Consider the following 16487-nt stretch of genomic DNA (forward strand, 5'->3'; position numbering starts at 1 on the left):
ACAGCTGTGATTCGAATGTGGCCGCCATAGACCGCGGCATCACAAACTCTTTGATAAAGTTCGGAGCTGTTCGCCGAACGTAGAATGGCTTCGTTCGTGGCGTTCAGTGCCGCGAACATGAGTTCGTGGTTCATGGTCTCCCCCGCAGACATCCTAGCGATTCCGAGGAAATAACAAGTTAGAATCGATGCTTTACGACATCTTACGAGGTGCTAGGTCATGCGATCGTGGGCCGCGCGCCGTTCTTCGCGCCTGACAGGCGCACGCGCCCGAGCGACATTTCTGCAGGAGCTCGCCGGCGAACCACGCTTTACCGCGCCGATTGAGGGCATACTGTCGCGCTACCCCAGATTGTCGAACGCAACCAGTCAGCACAAGTTTTCGCTGTTTGTCAGCATTACGATCCCGCTGCGAGGCAGCTACTCCCGCGATTGATCCCGCATCGATTGCTCCGTTAGCGCCCGCCAATAAGACCGGTCGCCACCGCTGCGATCAGAACAACGAGGGATGGACAGCCGGGTGGCAAATTCCGGGGAATCGGCGCCTACCTAGGCCTTACGCCGAGGCGCAGCCAATCCGGCGAAACCGACACCAACGGAAAGATATCTCGATGGGGCGACCGGCTTCTCCGAGCTTACTTGTTCGAGGCCGCCACTGTCCCTCTTTATCGAATCAAAAAGTGGTCTTCCCTAAAGGCCTGGGGCATGAAGCTTGCCAAGCGGATCGGCACGAAGGTCTCGGAAGGCATCGAAAATAATCAACCGGAGCTGTTTGGCAGGCTCGACGGCGAACAGCGCCCGATCTAGCGCCACGGTCTCGTCAAGAACGTCGCTGTCAGTCTCAAGAGCCGCATCAGTCGGGATTAGGTAGTCGGTGCCGTCGAGTTCAATGTGCCACGACCGGCGTAATAGATGACAGCGACCTCAGCATCTCGCGCCCGACCACCGAAGTCACGAAGGGCCTTGCGCATCTCGGAAGCGTTCAGATCGGCCCTGATGTCGATCCAGTCGCGAACCCGGCTTTCTGGAACATGCCTCCGACCAGGGCGGCATCGTTCGCAGGGTTGGAGAGCTTGGGTACGCTCTTGTACGCCGAGTTGCCCATGACCAGCGCGACACGGCGTTCGGCGTGTGCCGAAACGCACATCAGCCACCATATGAATATGATCAAAGAAAACCGACGAAAAGCGCCCATTACCGTCCCGACGAATATGCGCAGCCTATGCAGAGAATGACAAAGAACAAGCAGGTATTGTGACATTGATCACATAGTCAGTCACGGCCACCCGGGAGGTAAGCGATGGGTCAGTGGCGTCGGTTTCGCGTCGCAGATGCGGTAAGTGTCCGCAGGAAAGCCGCACTCCAGCTTGAAGCAGCCGTCGAAAGGCCACCTCGCTTTCGCGTCGCCAATGGCCCGGCGCTCCTTGCGCCCATTTCGCTAAAGGCCAAGAATTCTCTTGCGGCCGTCGGGCAAAACAGTGGGTCATATGCTGCTGGTAGCCGCAGTAGGAGCCAGCATTCATGAACAATGGACACGTCTGCAGAGATGTCCAAGATCGCAAGCATCATCCTTTGCAAATATGCAAGCGGGACGGCAATGCAAAGGCCCTCGGCGGACCGAGGGGCCTCGCTTAGCATCAGGGGTACATCCGCCCTTAGTGATGCCAGAACAGTGCGAGGATAAGAATAATCGGCAGCGGGATGCCCAGCATCCAAAGCAGTGCGCCTCTTCCAAAGCCCATGGTGTCCTCCTGTGTTGCAGAGATAACCCAGCCGATTGTAAATTGGTTCCGAGTTAGGAACGTTCCACAAATTTGGAGGTTGTTGCTCAAACGGAGGGTATGATGGCAGTCAACAGACCGACCGGCGACAATGCCCGCAAGGGCGCTGTGAAGAAGCGCACGCAGCTCAGGAATCCGCTCACCAAGACCTCCACCAAGCGCAACAAAACCAGCGGCGAGTTCATGGCTGTCAAGAAGTCCGCGAAGAAATTCAAGGGTATTCGCAAGGAGAGGTGATGGGCCGGTTCTTCGTCGGCATCATCATTCTTAGCATTGCGCTAGTCGTCGCGGCGTACGTCTTCGCTTAGGAGCGGCGACTATTTATTTTGGCGCCTGCAGACCAGGAGACCGCAGCCAATCACTAATATGCGAGGCGGTTTCGGCTTGCCGCGCTTTCCGAATGAGATGATCTCGCTGCAGGCCGAGCGGCATGGTCTGTGCCTGATGCTTCAGCCTGTCAGCTTCCTTCGCTAGTCGTTCTTCGAGTGTTTCGGTTTGTTTGAACCGTCGTCGTTTCTGCATGGCGCGCTCCGTGTTAGCCCTGCGATGCTGTACCGAAAGTGCATTAAGAACTGACCGAGGACATTATCATTTGATAGATCAACATCATTTGATATTCAGCGCTTCGATGCGTCGGGCAAGCCGGTCGAAGGCGCCGAGGTCGCACTTTGGGTTTTCAAGAAGGGCTCGACCCAGACCAAGAGCGACGGCTCCTTCGAGTTCACCAACAATCCGTCGCACAACATTCAGCTCAGCGCCGAGAAGGCCGACGTCGGGCGTTCACGGATTCCGGTCCGACTCTATTTCCAGGCGGAAGACACCACCTTGAAGCGGCCGCTTCGGCTCTCTAAGGCAACTGGCAACAATTAGCGTCTCACCACGGCAGCGGCTGGTCGTGATAAGTGACAAAGCTGCCGGAATGATGCGCCGGCGCGATGGATCACGCCACGCATGCCGGCGACGCTCTCGGCGACCGGCACCCGGCCGCCCGGCTCGGTCATCGCCCAGCCCGGATGCAGCGCGAAAACACAGATGTGCCGGGCGCGAGGTCGACGGTGAGGGACTTGAAGATCATGTTGAGACCTGCCTTGCTGGAACGATAGGCGGAGGAGCCGCCGAAATTGTTCAGCGCGATCGAGCCCATCCGGCTTGATACATTTTTGCCTCACTGCGCGCGACCTGCTCGACAAAGCTTTCGGCCATCTTCATCGGCCCGACCAGATGGTCGCGAAGATTCGCTGCCAGAGCGCGTAGTCCGTCTCGAATGGCGGATGCGGCCGGCCGATGCTGGCATTGTTGAGCAGGATGTCGATCACCTCGCCCTTGAGGCGCGCCGACAGCGTTTCGATCGCGGCATGATCGGCGACGTCGAGTTTCACCACTTCGATATTGCCGCGGATTGCGACGGTCTCGGTGGCGGTTGACGGATCGAGGCAGGTCGCGAACACGCGGCGGCCATCGCCGGCATATTGACGGGAGAATTCGACGCCCAGTCCCGTATCGCAACCCGTCACTAAAACTGTCGCCATGCTCTACTTCCCAGATTTACTTGCTCAGCCGAACCATGGCTCCGTCCTTCGCCGAACTTTCCAGGCATGCCATCACGAAGGCAAGCCCTGCAACGCCGTCCTCGATCCTCGGCGCTAAAATGGATGCGCCCGAGGTCGGATGACCACGGCGAGCGAGCATCATGTCGGCGAGATCGCAATAGAGGTTCGCGACGGCCTCCTGCAAGCCCTCGGGATGACCGGGGCGCATCAGGCGCGAAGAATGCTGCGCATCCGCACCCAGCGTCGGCTGGCCGCCGGATATGATGCGGACGTCACCGCTGAGAGAGGCGATCCGCAGCTCATTGTGCCGGCCATGTTGCCACTCCATGTGCCCGCTGTCGCCGTAGACCCGCAGCCGGATCTGGTTGGACATGCCGGCCGCAGCATTGCTGACCTCAAGCTGTCCGCGCACGCCGTCGGCGAGATGGAAGCGCACCTGTGCGATGTCATGCACCGCCCGGCCGGGCACCATTGCCCCGACATCGGCCGACACTGTTTCGAACGACCGGCCCGTGACAAACGATACGAGGTGGTGTGCATGGGTGCCGATGTCGCCGAGCACGAGCGACGGCCCGCTCCGCTCCGGCTTCAACCGCCAGCGCTGCTCTGCATCTGGCCCAAGCTCGACCGCGGTCGCAAGCCCGCCGGCGAGATATTCGATCTGAACGAGGCGGAGCGTGCCGATCTCGTCGGCGCGGCAGCGCGCGCGCATCTCCCTCACCATGGGATAGCCGGAATAGGTGTGCGTGACGGCCACGGCGCAGCCGCTGGACGCCACCAGATCGCGCAATTCGCGGGCTTCGCGGAGTTCATTGCAAAGCGGCTTCTCCATCATCACGTCGAGCCCGGCCGCTAGCGCAAGCCTCAGATAGGGCGCGTGCGTGTCGTTCGGTGTGACGATCGCGAGCGCCTCGATGCCGTCTTCCCGCGCGCGCTCGTTGGCCAGAAACTCCTCGATGTTGTCGTAGCAGCGCGCCTCGGGCAGGCCGATCGCCGCGCCTTCTGCGCGCGACCGCTCCGCACGCGAGGACAGCATGCCCGCTACCAGAGCAAAGCGCTGGTCCATAGTGGCGGCGAGGCGGTGGACAGGGCCGATCATGGACGGCGGCGCGCCGCCGACGATGCCGAGACGAAACGGATGCCCGAGCGCTTTGAGAACCGGATTGGTCATGGACGCCTCGCAATGCCGAGCACGCGGTCGATCGCATCGGGGGACATGGATCCGCTCATCGCCGCGTCGAAGGAACGGTCGGCGAGGCGGATGATATGCGCGTCGATGAACTGCGCGCCTTCGCGCGCGCCGTCGTTGGAATTCTTTAAGCAGCATTCCCATTCCAGCACGGCCCAGCCGTCGTAGCCATAGCGGGTCAGGCGATCGAAAATGCCGCCAAAATCGATCTGACCATCCCCGACGCTGCGGAACCGGCCGGGGCGGTCAACCCACTCCTGGTAGCCGCCATAGACGCCGCTCGCGGCACTTGGCGTGAACTCGGCGTCCTTGACGTGAACGCGCCGATCCGCGCGTGATAGCGGTCGACGAAGCCGAGATAGTCCATCTGCTGGAGCAGGAAGTGGCTGGGATCGTAGTTGATCTTTGCGCGTGGATGCTGATCGACGCGCGCGAGGAACCGTTCGAAGCTGATGCCGTCATGCAGGTCCTGTCCCGGGTGCAGCTCGAAGCAGAGATCGATTCCGGCGCGATCGGCCTCATCGAGCAACGGACGCCAGCGCCGGGCGAGTTCGTCGGAGGCACGCTCGATCAGGCCCGCGGGTCGCGGCGGATAGGGATAGAAATAGGGCCATGCAAGCCCGCCCGAGAATACGACGACTTTCCCGGTGCCGAGCGCCGCGGCGCGCGCGATCGCGCGGCGCAGATCCTGCTCGGCCAGGGCCTGCCGCGCGGCGGGCTTACCGCGGACTTCCGGCGCGGCCAGTACATTCATCGTCTCGTCATAGGCCGGATGCACGGCCAGCAACTGCCCCGAGCGCTGCGCCGCGATCTCGCTGACCACAAGACCCGCCTTCGACATCACCGTCTCAATGCGCGCAAGCGCGTCCGGCTCCGACAGCCCGGCGAGATCCTTCAGCCGCGGGTCAGAAAGCGGGATCTGCAAGGCCTTGAAGCCCAGGCCCTTCGCCCATCCGGCAATCCCCTCAAGCATATCGAACGGCGGCTCGGCACCGATGAACTGGCTAATGAACAGCCCGGGTCCGCGCAATGTTACCGGCTTCATGAGCGCCTCCCCGGGGCAATACCAATTGTCTCTTGGTCCATCTTGGCGAAGGACGTTGCCCCGCGAAGCCATCTAATCGAAATCGGACATCGAAATGAACAGTCTGCACTGCATACCGCCCCGCACTGTTATCATTTCGCGCGCGATTCTTGGTGGTCACTGCGAACGGCCGGAGGGACGTATCGGCTTTTGGGTAGATGCTTTCGAATGTAACCTGGGGCGGTCCCGGCACCTTCCCAACAGGGATTGGTGAACGAGGGCAGTCGCCGTCGGAAAGCCTTGTGTGAGCTGATGCGCTTCGGCTACTGCGCGCTTTTTTTAAGTTCGGGGATTCCCACCGCCGATAGGAGATAATCGTGCATGTAGAGGAGCTCGCGTCCGATCAGTGCTCGCCACGGCCTCCGGAAGGAACGGATCATTGAAGCCGCATGCCATTGCTGCGACTGAAGGCGGCCTCGCCTCGATTAGGTGCGACACCTGCAACAGCAGGGGAGAATGCGCCGGCGCGCCAGAACGGCACTTCACCGCAGGATCTCTCGGGCGCCGCGCGAATTGCGTCGGCAAGAGACGGCTGCAAGCTCAAAGCGAGCCGATTTTCTTCGTTGGATTGGAGCCGATGCCCCGCGCTCGCGTGGCCGTCATGCGAGAACGTCGGATCATTGTCGGTGGCGAATTCAGATTGGCGGTGATCCTGATCGCCATCGGACTGCTGCTCATGACCTTCGAAAGGAAGTGATCCCGATGATCAATGCCGAACCCGCTTCGGGCGAGATCGGGTTATCGGATCGCCCGCGCCGATGCCGAAAAATCGCCTTCGTTGTCGCGAAACCACGCTCCGCGCTCAGCGCCACTCTGCTGAGATAGTTGCTGGCATGCTTTGCAATTCCAGGAAGGGTCTTCAAGCCGGGCAGATGACACGGAGCTCGCGGACAGTGTCTCGATATCCTCCGCTGTTCGATCGGATCGAGCCCTGATCTCCGAACAGACAGCCCGCGCACGATTCAAATCCGTTTCACCGGACCTGGTTGCGACTTTTGCATGTGGCAGCATGCCACTACTCTTTCGTCTTTATGGGATATCGGACGCGCCGACCTGCGCCAAAAGCTCAACTGAAAGTGCCGGGCTTTCCTGAACCAGCTTACTTCATTCTCGGCCTTGGTATTATAGACCGCCTGGCAATGGTCCCTGCGGCTTCCATTCGGCATCGCCATGTTCCTTCGGCCTCAGCTAGGACAGGACCAGATTACATGGCCAGATAAGTGACCCTACCGAGCGCCCCCAGCATGAGTGCGAAGTGTGCAAGGGACTGGATGAAGAAGCCAGGAAAACGCCGTTTCGCGTCTGCACGATATCCGACAAAGTAAGCTATCCGTCCAACTAACCAGATCGCTCCGAAACCAGCGGCCCAAGCTGGACTCCAGTATATTGCGAATAGCCACATCGAAGCGAGAAAGATCGGCAGCCATTCAAGCGTATTTGAGTGTGCTCGGATTGTCCTCTCGAGGAGAGGATCGCCCGTCATGGCGGGCGCAAGTATTCCTGTATGCGTGTGTGTTCGTGAGACCGTGAGCGCCATTCCAAAAATCACGATGCCGGTAGCTAACGTGACGATAGCGACTAAGTAATACTTCTCCAATGTTAGTCCTCCGGTTCGAGGCTTCTGCTCTTCTGGTAAGGAGCTGACGTGAGCTAAGGTAGTCTGCCACGATCCTAGATTGTGGGTCAAAGACGATATTCTGGCGAGGAACTGAAGTCGTGATGCGACATCGGCAAGTCGAACAGGCTACTTTGTTCTATGAGTTCTCGCTCGGACGGCATATCCCTGCCGACCACTTGCTCCGGTCGATAGACAGAGTTGTCACCTTAAACAGGTCAGGCAGGATCTGGCACCTTCTACAGCATTGTCGGTCGACCTTTGATCGATCCCGAGTTGATGATCGGGATGCTGCTGATCGGCTACCGCCTCGGCATTCGATCAGAGCGGCACGCGTGCGATGAGGCCCACCTAAACTTGGCCTACAGATGGTTTGCCGGCTGGTCTGGATAGTGCAGTACCGGATCGCTCGACCATTGTCCGAACACAGGCACGGCCGCTTCCGACAGAGCGACCGTCGTGTGATTTAGAGCCTGTTGCGCCGCTGTATCGAGGAGCGGCTGGTCGGTAATGAACGATTTGGAAAATCGATGCGAGCCTGATCAAGGCTGATTCCAATCGGCAGAAAGGGCATCGAAGGCGACAAGGAGTTCCGCCGGCGGCTGCCGGACGAGCTATCGAGGAGCAATCTAGCTGACGCCGCCGTCGATAGCGCCCTCGATGCAGCCCTGCGCGTCTGCGTCGAATGGAGCGACCGCCGCTCAAAGAATGAGGAATGAATGTCTGTTGCACTACAACGCCTGATGACGCGGCCCGACTAGTTTGCAAAAAGGGGAAGGGCCGCGCTCCTATCGCTTGCTAGGGAGGCCAGATACCTTGTCGCCCCTAAACTCGTGATCGACATTTCTTGAAGACGCTGCAAATTGATCGTGCCCCGGAGGGGAGTTTTATTCATGCAAAGCAAGACCGTCGATTCAACATTCCATGACCTTCTGCGGTTTTAGCCTTCTACTCAAAGCGGCCGGTCCCTTGGTCGGCACCCCCGAGGCAAAAGAGTAGATTTTCAACTCGATCAGGCCTTTGGCTTCGTCTTCGGTCGCGCCTCACGAGCCACCCGCTCGGCCCTGAGGCGTTTGAGGTTTTCGTGGAATTCGGGTTCGGCTTGACCGTCCGCTAATGTCTGTCTCGACCCCATCGGGTTGAGGGCCGCTCGATTGCCTCCGTCTGCCATCTGTTGCTGACCCGACCGCGTTGGCTTCATCATTTGCTTTTCCTTCGGACACGAACAAGGGTGGCGTCCATCAATTCATTTTCGATTTCGGCCGGCGCTGGTTAGCTCTGACGGGCTCGTCCACCATGGCCGGCATCCGCGCTCAATGGCTCGGTCGATTGTGGGAGTGGTCCAATTCGCTTTGTGGGTGGTCAAAACTGCTCAGATCGGCCTGCAATAGATGTTAACACAAGGTCATCACCGATCCGCTCTCGGCATCTATCGGTGATGAGACTGCCACAACGGAGAGTTCAATACCGCTCACTTCGCAGCCGGCGAAAATGTGAGAATGAACAGGGCCAGAGCGACTTGCGCCACAATACGCCGGCAATCTGGGGAACAACAGACGAAAGACGCGCTCCCACCGAAGCAGCCGCGGAGGGACCGATGGAAGGAACGCCTTGACGTTCTGACGCAGTATTCAGTTCGGTGCCTTCGCCCAAGGACGCGATCAGATCGGGGAGACTAGCGCCTTAGCCCTGGGTTGCGTCGCGCCGGATCGATCGTTCGGCTTGGTGGTCGACGAAGCTGGCCAAGTGGCGACCTTCGCCTTGCCGCCGCCGATCTTGCCGGACGAACCCCTTCATTTGTCGCCTTCCTCTTCGCGATTAGCTTCGTGCGCCGCACTGGCGTCCGGAATTAGGAACGTAACTCGGTTTGAAAGCTTTTTTGCTTGTCAGGGGCTACGAATTACGGAGCTCATTTTATGGCTATCCAGATCGTTATGGACGACACCGGCGACAGCAGACATTTCTTTGAACAAACTGATCCGAAGGGGCTCGCCGAGGCTGAACGGCGATTTAAGCAGTTCACTGATCAGGGGTTTACCGCCGCCACGCGGAGGGCGGGCAGTGAACTAAAGCTCACACGGTCATTTGATCCCACCGCGGATGAGACGCTGTTCTTTCCCCGCCTCGTCGGCGGCTAAGCTATCGCGACGCGCCAATGTTTCTGTTCAGACGCAGTGAAGCTAACGATGCGCGCTTCCGTGCCCTCCGTGAGCTATATCGGAGCTTCACTGAGCAAAATGGCCCGGAAGAGCGCTCGCGACGTTTGTTACGGGATTGGTTATCTCCAGCGCAGCGCGCGCAATTCGATGCCAACAACTATTTCGAAGTCACCGGTTCTCACACCGGCAGACGATATCGAGTTCAATTTGGTACCCTGAGCAATGTTGTAGAGCTCGACGCATCAGGGCAGCCCGCGATCGGCTGGTGTTTCGTTCCCGATCGTGCTCTGGCGACTGGCGATGTGATGCTCGCCCAGAAGATCGCGCTCGAAACCGACGAAGCCGCAGTGCTCGCGCTTGCCCACCGGTTTTCTCCGAGACTGCCATCTCTGCCCCGAGCAGTGCGGCGTGCTTACTAGGCCGCCCATGGGCGGGGCCGCCGACCGAGGGGACGGCGACCCCTCGCCGCGAAGGCGCCGGTACGCGAAACGAGGACGACTTCGCGACTGCATCCAGCATCTGCGCTGGGCGGGATCGGCGCAACAACGTTGGTGCGTTAATGTTACTTGGGCCGCGGCTTCGTGGATCGGCCTCGTGAGACGATTTCGTCAACAGTTCGCAGCATCCGAGCGAATTCAGACTGAAGATGTCGAGCGTGCGCCGCATCTTTTGGCTCTGAGAGAAGAGCAATCTTCACGAGGAAGCGGTTCAATCGCGATGTGACGACAAGATTGTCAGAGTGTTGCGAGCGCAAGTTCGTGATCTGTCGCCGCATCTCAACGAGATCGGACCGGTCATCGTCGGGCCTGTTCGCCAAAATAAGTCTCATAAGGTTGTGAGCGATAACGAAGCCGCCGCGCCGAATATAATGGCGCGACGGCTTCACCATGGTGAGCCCGGACGGGGGCAATGTCCGGTGCGCGAAACTACCCCTCCGATGCGACGCCCCAATCAAAGGTTCAAATTAAGCTTGATGCCCTCGCTGGAAGTTAATTCGGGAACCGAGAAGCAGCTTCGGAAGGGCTAAGGTACTGCGTCGGTGAATGCCCAATGAAGGAACGTCTAGGCTTCGTCGGAATTCGTAGCGGAACAACAGCTGCGAAATTTGGATGCGCTACTATGCCCGCCGAAGAAGCGGAGTTACTCTCGCTCTTCGACGCAGGGCGACACCTGAGTTGGCTGCCGAGCGGCTGGGCCGAACTCGGCAAGCGGTTTACGCTTGCTTGCAGCGGTTTCGAAAGCAGCAGGGTGGAGCGAGTAGAAGGAGTGGGCAGCTCTTTGCTGAGTTGTTGAAGTAAAGCAGGTCATTATGCCGATCCGACTGCGCAGCCGCTGGCGAGCAGTCCGGTGCGTCGCGGCAAGAGAGCGATAGAGCTAGAAGCGAATGATAAGTCGTTGACACGCCACTCTGCCCGCCCGTCAATAAGTCCGCATCTTGGCTTTTAACGCCTCTTCGCCCTTCAAGGTGATCTGGTACTTCCGTAGCCCCTTCCCGGCCTTCGTCTCGACCCAACCTTTGCGCATCAGCTTTAGAATGGTCACTGCACTAGCGTGATAGTTCGGATCGCCGCGGATCGCATCCATGGCGGCTCGTTCAAGATAGCTAGGAACATTGTTGGGCGGTGGTGGCATTCTAGGACAAGTGTAAATGTACGCCGAGGCTCCTACACTGGCCCTGTTGGCCTAAAGCCGGGTAAACTTTAGGCATCCTGACCAGCCTTTGGTTGCTCTTCGCAGTAGTCGCCGGCTCCTTCTGAAGCGAGCGCGCATTCCGCTGCTTCGGTCCCAAGGTGCGTTCCGACGGAACAAGCCCTCCGCTCCTTCATTGTGGAGGGGAAGGAGGCGGGCGTGTCTCAACCCGATGCTGACCGGTTTAAGAGCAACGCTGGTGAATGTCGCCAGATGGCGCACGACGCCGAGACAGAAGATGCCCGGGAAGCATGGCTGCGTCTGGCGGTAGAGTGGGACAAGCTTGCAGAGCACGCGCGGCACCGCCGCGGAATTTTCGATCGCTACGAGTAGCAGTGCTATCGACCAAACGGCACCTCGCCCCTGCCGTTGTTTTGGTAGTCATCACCAGACCCCTGGTCACCCCCAGTGACAGAGAGACGCTACTGCGCTCCCGACCCCCGCTCGCAGGGCGGCATTGAAACTCTCGCCGATCGCTGCGGCGCCGCCTGATCAGCGGCAGCCGAATGTGCTTTGGAAACCTGTCAAACGAAAGACCAGATGTTAACGGGCCTTTAGCCGAGGAGCCCTAGCCTGCTGCATCGCAACCTTTGAGGCGTCTTAGCTATGGACTTTCAGAGCGCAGCGCCCGCGGTCGTGAGGGCGATCCGCCAACGCGATCTACTAAACACCTGGCTTCGGCTCTATGCGCGCGAGGACAGCCTCCCCGCCGTCTCAGAATATGTGCCGGGCCGCCTTGCGGAAGAAGCAGATGATCTCGTTTATTACGTCGTCGATAGCGCCCAGTGGCCGCCAGTTCTCACGATAGAAAGCGAAGGCACCCGAATGTCCGCCGCGTACGGCAAAACCGGGAAGGGGCGCCGGCTGGATGATTATGTGGGCCCCCGATTGGCGCCTTCTGTCATGCCGGTCTACCATCTCTGCGTCGCACGACGATGCCCAGTCTACACGGTGTCGGAACTTGAGGACGCTGCCGGGCATAAGGTGGAATATGAACGGCTGCTGCTGCCATTCGGAGCCGGCAGCAAGGTCACCGAAATAATCGCCTCTCTGAAGACTATCAGCATCGATGGCCGGTTCGAAATCCGGGACTTGATGACGCGCACCGACGTAGTAGCGGCACCGGCTGTACGCGCGGTCATTGACCGAGAGCTTTCTCATAGACTGCCGATGCGAACGAGAGCGATAACGATAGCTGACGACCTAGTGTTCGATTGAGCTCCTCATCTCAATTAGACCTCCCGTCCTCGGGAGTGGTGAGCATGACCTGCATCGCCTTGGGATCGACCACTAGGTTCGACTTTCGTCCGCAGTCCGTTTCTCTTTGGAAACAAGTTGCCCTTCTTCGGAACGTTCTGGCTTGACAGAACGGATTTGTGGCCGTGGTGGGCAGTAAGTTTGGCCTCGTGCCTTAAGGAGGAGGCCATACCCGCTAGCGCCGCGCACCAGCAAAGTCCAAACCGGCGACGCACCGTCCCAGCCGCGAAGGCGCCCCGATAGCCGCACCTTCAGCCCGGCTTCCGTGATCCGCGCGACAACAAGATGCAGCGCGATCACGTCACCCTCTGACAGCTCCACACAGCCACGCTTCCGCGACCACACCGCGCCCGGGAAGCGAAACAAGTTCGCCTTCAGCCACCTGCCACTGCGCTCCGACAGCGGTTGTAAGTCGACCTGAGCGCCGGCCCTAGGCCGCAGTCTGACATCTGCCCATCGCAGCCAATTCGGAATCCAACCCATGCGAATGACTAGCCGTTACTTTGCGCGTTTGTCTAGCCTTAGTCCGTTTGAATGGATTCCCCGCTCTGTCAGACGCCAAATGAGCGAGTTATCTGCTTCGCCATGACCAGAACCGCGTCGGTGTACTTTCCGTTTGACACTTGATGATCGCACAACGCCAAAAAAAGCAGTGCGAAAGCAGCAATCATGCATCCTTTGAGCATCGGCCTCTCCCATGAAGAGACTGCCAACCGAGCAGGTCCTAGATGATAACTAACGGAAACGGAGTCGCTGCCGCGACGCGTTGCAACGCTCAAGACGTTGGCAATGACTTATTAAGTTTCCGTAAATCAGAAGTGGAGCGGCAGCGCGTGCTCTCGGAAACGATGATCATCAGGGGTCAGTGATGAGGGCCTAGGCTCCACGGAGCAAGGTTGACGATCTCTGCGCTGAGCGTGACCGGCAGGTTAGGGCGGCAAAGGAAGGCCCGACCTATTCATCCGGTAGTATCAGCGAGTAGCGCAGGCTTTCGACACCGGGCATCCTGTGCTGCCATTCGGCGCGCGATGGACCGCGGAGAAGGTAGATAGAACGCGGCTCGGCGACGAGCGTATTCCTCTCGAAGGACATGGCCGTTCGCCGGCGCAGCCTGAAGCTACATGAGGCAAGCAGCGAAATGCCGGCAACATCGCCAAAGACGGAGCGATCCTTATGCCAGCCGATCCCGGCGGCGGGCGCGTACTCGGTCACGAGAACCTGCTGGAAGCTGCCGGGCGCAATGCCGGCGAATGCCTCGTCACGCGCCCGGACCTGGGTCAAAATTCAGGCATGTCCTCAGTTCTGGTGAGACCACCGCCATTGAAGTCGTAGCGCCATCCAAAGGAGACGGTACTGCGCTTGCCGGTGAAGCCGCGGAATTCAAATTCCCTGAATGGAAGCTTTTCGATGTCAGCCAGAAGCGCACGGTCTTCGTCAGCGGACAGAAACTCCGGCTGATACTTCATGCCTTCGGGAAGGAGACCGACGCCGAAGAGATCGAGAGTTGCGTTACTGCGGGCACTCGATTTTTTCCGCGCCTTGGATTTTGCAGGCTCGCGGTCGCCCTGGTCACCCTGTCCGGCTTTCACTTCCTTCTTTGCCGTCTTGCGGCGGTCCTGGGAAAGCGAGCGGCTCACATCATCGCTTTCCTCGATGCGGCCTTTCGCATCGCGGCGGATATACCGCTTGTCTCCGCGAGGCGCGATCAGCTCACGTTTCGCCGCCGCCGGCCATTTCGTAACTCGCTTCATGTGCTCTCCCCAGCTTGATTTCCGGTTTACCAACTGCCCCCAAAGGCTCCCGGTTCCGGCGCAGAAGCCGGGACAGGGCGCCGGCATGTGGCGGCGCTATTACGAGCGCTGGGGATCGATGACCATCGACGAGCTTGGCGCAGACATGATCGGCCGCCTCGTCCAGGATCTCGCGCAGTTCGTTCCGCCCGCACGCATCTTCGACAAGCACGTGTATTCCCCCTGGACGGGAAGCGATTTCCACGAGCAGCTGCGCGCGGCTCACGTCGATGCGATCATCACCGGCGGCGAGACCGATGTCTGCGTGCTGGCCACCGTCATCGGCGCCGTCGACTGGGGTTTCAGGGTCATTCTCGTCACCGACGCGCTGTGCAGCTCGGCTGACGAGACGCACGACTCCATGATGAATATCTACATGAACCGCTTCGGGCAGCAGGTGGAATGCGTCACCACCGAAACTCTTCTCGGCAGCTGGCCGGGCAGCGCCAGGGCCACGGCCAGGCTCGTGTCATGAATAAATCCTACGTCGTCCAGATTCTTCTGCCGAAGGAGCGCGGTGACGGAGAGGCGGTTTCGCAACGCTGGTTCGAGGAATTCCTGGAAGAGCTGACCGGCAGATTCGGCGGCGCGACCAGCTTTGTCCGGGCGCCCGGCTTGGGTCTATGGCGCAGCGGCAACGAGACCGAGCGGGACTATCGCCGTGATCGAGGTCATGGCCGCGAAGCTTGCACCCGAGTACTGGCGCAGCCTGCGCGAGCGGCTCGAACGCGAGCTTTCCCAGGAGGAGATCGTCATCCGCGCCCAGGAAATCATCCCGTTGTGAACTCTCCGCGGAACGCTCGCCCCAACCGACTGTTTGAAGGTGCGGACCCACTCAAAGGAGGCACAATGGGCTTTTTTACCAAGGACATCAAAACGCTGGACGACCTCTTCGTGCACACGCTGCAGGACATTTATTACGCGGAGCAGCAGATCGCGAAGAACCTTCCAGACATGATCGAGAAGGCGAGCGATCCCGGCCTCAAGAACGGCTTCCAGATACATCTCTCCGAAACCAAGGGCCAGGTCACCCGGCTTGAGAAAGTCTTCGAGATGCACGGCGTCCAGGCGAAGGGCGTCGATTGTCCGGCCATAGACGGCATCCTGAAGGAAGCGAGCGAAGTCGCGGGCGATATCGATGACAAACAGGTACTGGATGCGGCGCTGATCGCGGCGGCCCAGGCCGTCGAGCATTATGAGATCACGCGGTACGGCACCCTGATCGCATGGGCAAAGATGCTTGACCGCGATGACTGCGCCTCCGCCCTGCAGCAAAACCTCGATGAGGAAAAGGCGACGGACGAGAAGCTCAACACCATGGCGCTGCGCAGCGTGAACCGGAAAGCCGCTTAACCCGTTAGCGAGGCGGCGTGGCAGTCGCCAAAGACGCAGCGAGGGCGAGCATTCCGATGCAAGAGGTCCTATTCAAGCACTTGTCTACTAGTCGTTGTGGTTATGATGCGGCGCCCGTGCGGCGCCGGTCCACAGTGCCGGTGCATCTCGTTTGCCCAAGTCTGTGAATGGGCCAATTTAGATTACTCGGCCGCTTGCGGAACGTGCGGCCGTCTCAGGGTTTCGTCAGCATGTTCCTCGAGAGCGACGTCACCTCCGCGCCCGGGCGGTAGGCTCCTGCCCTTCACTAGGCCGAAGATCGCCGAATGACGATCAGCGCCAGGAGCGTGGAGGAGATCATGCCGCCGACCATGGGCACAGCGATCCGCTGCATGATCTCGGACCCGGTCCTGGTGCTCCACGTGAGGGGTAGCAGCCCCGCCATGATCACGACTACCCTCATCATCTTGGGGTGACGCGCTCCACCGCTCATTCATAGTGGCGTCGTAGAGATCGCCGCACGTCACGGTAGCTCTCCTCGGCGCTGCGCCTCTCCGCAAGCGCCTGGTTCAAATAGATCATCACGAGCCCGTCCGGGGGCAGCTGGCGAGCGAATCCAACGGCGTCGCCACCGACAGATGAAGGCGCGCCACGACGTGAGCCAACGACCAGCGCAAACGGCAGCGAGAGCATCACGATTGTCGTCTCAGTGATCGAGTGGAAGTTCAGGTAAACCAGCAGGAGATGATCGGCAGGCTCACAGGCGAGACGATTTTCAGCAGGGCGGCGGCCACTCTGCATGACCTAGTAGCCCGGCTGGAGCTGGAAGAAGTCAGGCCTATCGACATAGATCGCGCGATCACGGAGTAGCAGTGCGGATCCACGTCGCTCCGAAGACTGCACTTTGGAAGTCGTTGACCACGGACGGTTTGTAGCAAAGGTGGAATCTGCAACCTAAAGGCTAGGGACGGGCCGATCGCTCAGGGTATGGACTGAAGCAGACCGCTCCGTTCATTTATATCGCCCATCGCCCATCCTGCCT

14 protein-coding genes and 5 pseudogenes are annotated in these 16487 nt (G+C 59.6%); 10 read left to right on the top strand and 9 right to left on the bottom strand.

What is annotated here, in order from left to right; translation table 11 throughout:
- Positions 1–524: 524 nt before the first annotated feature.
- Positions 525–806 (top strand): annotated as a pseudogene (locus IVB47_RS21550) (transposase); the annotation flags it as partial.
- On the opposite strand, the pseudogene IVB47_RS21555 reads toward IVB47_RS21550, so the two are convergent.
- Positions 735–1194, bottom strand: a pseudogene (locus tag IVB47_RS21555) (caspase family protein); the annotation flags it as partial. The pseudogenes IVB47_RS21550 and IVB47_RS21555 overlap by 72 nt on opposite strands.
- Before the next feature lie 649 nt (positions 1195–1843).
- On the opposite strand from IVB47_RS21555, the gene IVB47_RS21560 reads away from it, so the two are divergent.
- Positions 1844–2017, top strand: a complete 174-nt coding sequence (locus IVB47_RS21560) for a hypothetical protein (RefSeq protein ID WP_247429224.1) — start codon at positions 1844–1846, stop codon at positions 2015–2017.
- A 968-nt stretch (positions 2018–2985) separates the two neighbouring features.
- Here the strand turns inward: IVB47_RS21560 and IVB47_RS21570 are convergent.
- From IVB47_RS21570 to IVB47_RS21580, 3 genes and pseudogenes are all read right to left on the bottom strand, one after another.
- The gene (locus tag IVB47_RS21570; RefSeq protein WP_247464097.1) at positions 2986–3309 is read right to left on the bottom strand and encodes an SDR family NAD(P)-dependent oxidoreductase; all 324 of its coding nucleotides are present in this window, start codon (positions 3307–3309) and stop codon (positions 2986–2988) included.
- 16 nt (positions 3310–3325) lie between these two features.
- A complete protein-coding gene (locus IVB47_RS21575) occupies positions 3326–4501 on the bottom strand; it encodes a Gfo/Idh/MocA family oxidoreductase (RefSeq protein WP_247464100.1) in 1176 nt (391 codons plus the stop codon).
- Positions 4498–5564, bottom strand: a pseudogene (locus tag IVB47_RS21580) (sugar phosphate isomerase/epimerase). The gene IVB47_RS21575 and the pseudogene IVB47_RS21580 overlap by 4 nt, the downstream one beginning before the upstream one ends.
- Before the next feature lie 418 nt (positions 5565–5982).
- On the opposite strand from IVB47_RS21580, the gene IVB47_RS21585 reads away from it, so the two are divergent.
- Positions 5983–6300 (top strand): hypothetical protein, encoded by a 318-nt coding sequence (locus IVB47_RS21585; RefSeq protein WP_247464103.1) that lies wholly within the window; start codon positions 5983–5985, stop codon positions 6298–6300.
- 507 nt (positions 6301–6807) lie between these two features.
- On the opposite strand, the gene IVB47_RS21590 is transcribed toward IVB47_RS21585, so the two are convergent.
- A complete protein-coding gene (locus IVB47_RS21590; protein WP_346730804.1) occupies positions 6808–7290 on the bottom strand; it encodes an MAPEG family protein in 483 nt (160 codons plus the stop codon).
- 29 nt (positions 7291–7319) lie between these two features.
- Here IVB47_RS21590 and IVB47_RS21595 point away from each other — a divergent pair.
- From IVB47_RS21595 to IVB47_RS21605, 3 genes and pseudogenes are all read left to right on the top strand, one after another.
- Positions 7320–7786 (top strand): annotated as a pseudogene (locus tag IVB47_RS21595) (transposase); the annotation flags it as partial.
- A gap of 1348 nt (positions 7787–9134) precedes the next feature.
- Complete coding sequence (locus IVB47_RS21600) at positions 9135–9356, top strand: hypothetical protein (RefSeq protein WP_247464106.1); 222 nt, start codon at positions 9135–9137, stop codon at positions 9354–9356.
- A 17-nt stretch (positions 9357–9373) separates the two neighbouring features.
- Positions 9374–9796: a hypothetical protein gene (locus IVB47_RS21605; RefSeq protein WP_247464109.1), complete on the top strand. Its 423-nt coding sequence runs from the start codon at positions 9374–9376 to the stop codon at positions 9794–9796.
- A gap of 1000 nt (positions 9797–10796) precedes the next feature.
- Here IVB47_RS21605 and IVB47_RS21610 read toward each other — a convergent pair.
- A complete protein-coding gene (locus IVB47_RS21610; RefSeq protein ID WP_247464112.1) occupies positions 10797–10961 on the bottom strand; it encodes a hypothetical protein in 165 nt (54 codons plus the stop codon).
- A 264-nt stretch (positions 10962–11225) separates the two neighbouring features.
- On the opposite strand from IVB47_RS21610, the gene IVB47_RS21615 reads away from it, so the two are divergent.
- Both IVB47_RS21615 and IVB47_RS21620 read left to right on the top strand, forming a co-directional pair.
- The gene (locus tag IVB47_RS21615; RefSeq protein ID WP_247464115.1) at positions 11226–11399 is read left to right on the top strand and encodes a hypothetical protein; all 174 of its coding nucleotides are present in this window, start codon (positions 11226–11228) and stop codon (positions 11397–11399) included.
- Between the two features lie 273 nt (positions 11400–11672).
- Positions 11673–12284: a hypothetical protein gene (locus IVB47_RS21620; protein ID WP_247464117.1), complete on the top strand. Its 612-nt coding sequence runs from the start codon at positions 11673–11675 to the stop codon at positions 12282–12284.
- A 993-nt stretch (positions 12285–13277) separates the two neighbouring features.
- Here IVB47_RS21620 and IVB47_RS21625 read toward each other — a convergent pair.
- Together IVB47_RS21625 and IVB47_RS35560 are read right to left on the bottom strand one after the other, a co-directional pair.
- The gene (locus tag IVB47_RS21625) at positions 13278–13604 is read right to left on the bottom strand and encodes an alpha-ketoglutarate-dependent dioxygenase AlkB (RefSeq protein WP_247464121.1); all 327 of its coding nucleotides are present in this window, start codon (positions 13602–13604) and stop codon (positions 13278–13280) included.
- Positions 13601–14074 (bottom strand): hypothetical protein, encoded by a 474-nt coding sequence (locus IVB47_RS35560; protein ID WP_346730805.1) that lies wholly within the window; start codon positions 14072–14074, stop codon positions 13601–13603. The genes IVB47_RS21625 and IVB47_RS35560 overlap by 4 nt, the downstream gene beginning before the upstream one ends.
- Before the next feature lie 118 nt (positions 14075–14192).
- On the opposite strand from IVB47_RS35560, the gene IVB47_RS21635 reads away from it, so the two are divergent.
- Positions 14193–14588, top strand: a complete 396-nt coding sequence (locus IVB47_RS21635) for an isochorismatase family cysteine hydrolase (protein ID WP_346730806.1) — start codon at positions 14193–14195, stop codon at positions 14586–14588.
- Between the two features lie 374 nt (positions 14589–14962).
- The gene (locus tag IVB47_RS21640; protein WP_247464124.1) at positions 14963–15466 is read left to right on the top strand and encodes a ferritin-like domain-containing protein; all 504 of its coding nucleotides are present in this window, start codon (positions 14963–14965) and stop codon (positions 15464–15466) included.
- 182 nt (positions 15467–15648) lie between these two features.
- On the opposite strand, the pseudogene IVB47_RS21645 reads toward IVB47_RS21640, so the two are convergent.
- Positions 15649–16186 (bottom strand): annotated as a pseudogene (locus IVB47_RS21645) (efflux RND transporter permease subunit); the annotation flags it as partial.
- Between the last annotated feature and the right edge of the window lie 301 nt (positions 16187–16487).

Origin of the sequence: Bradyrhizobium sp. 62 (assembly GCF_023073035.1) — a bacterium.
Lineage (GTDB): Bacteria > Pseudomonadota > Alphaproteobacteria > Rhizobiales > Xanthobacteraceae > Bradyrhizobium.

Bases quoted from the DNA above. Each gene is read 5' to 3' on its own strand.
- IVB47_RS21560 (WP_247429224.1), top strand. From the start codon at position 1,844: ATGGCAGTCAACAGACCGACCGGCGACAATGCCCGCAAGGGCGCTGTG.
- IVB47_RS21570 (WP_247464097.1), bottom strand. From the start codon at position 3,309: ATGGCGACAGTTTTAGTGACGGGTTGCGATACGGGACTGGGCGTCGAA.
- IVB47_RS21575 (WP_247464100.1), bottom strand. From the start codon at position 4,501: ATGACCAATCCGGTTCTCAAAGCGCTCGGGCATCCGTTTCGTCTCGGC.
- IVB47_RS21600 (WP_247464106.1), top strand. From the start codon at position 9,135: ATGGCTATCCAGATCGTTATGGACGACACCGGCGACAGCAGACATTTC.
- IVB47_RS21605 (WP_247464109.1), top strand. From the start codon at position 9,374: ATGTTTCTGTTCAGACGCAGTGAAGCTAACGATGCGCGCTTCCGTGCC.
- IVB47_RS21610 (WP_247464112.1), bottom strand. From the start codon at position 10,961: ATGGATGCGATCCGCGGCGATCCGAACTATCACGCTAGTGCAGTGACC.
- IVB47_RS21620 (WP_247464117.1), top strand. From the start codon at position 11,673: ATGGACTTTCAGAGCGCAGCGCCCGCGGTCGTGAGGGCGATCCGCCAA.
- IVB47_RS35560 (WP_346730805.1), bottom strand. From the start codon at position 14,074: ATGAAGCGAGTTACGAAATGGCCGGCGGCGGCGAAACGTGAGCTGATC.
- IVB47_RS21635 (WP_346730806.1), top strand. From the start codon at position 14,193: ATGACCATCGACGAGCTTGGCGCAGACATGATCGGCCGCCTCGTCCAG.
- IVB47_RS21640 (WP_247464124.1), top strand. From the start codon at position 14,963: ATGGGCTTTTTTACCAAGGACATCAAAACGCTGGACGACCTCTTCGTG.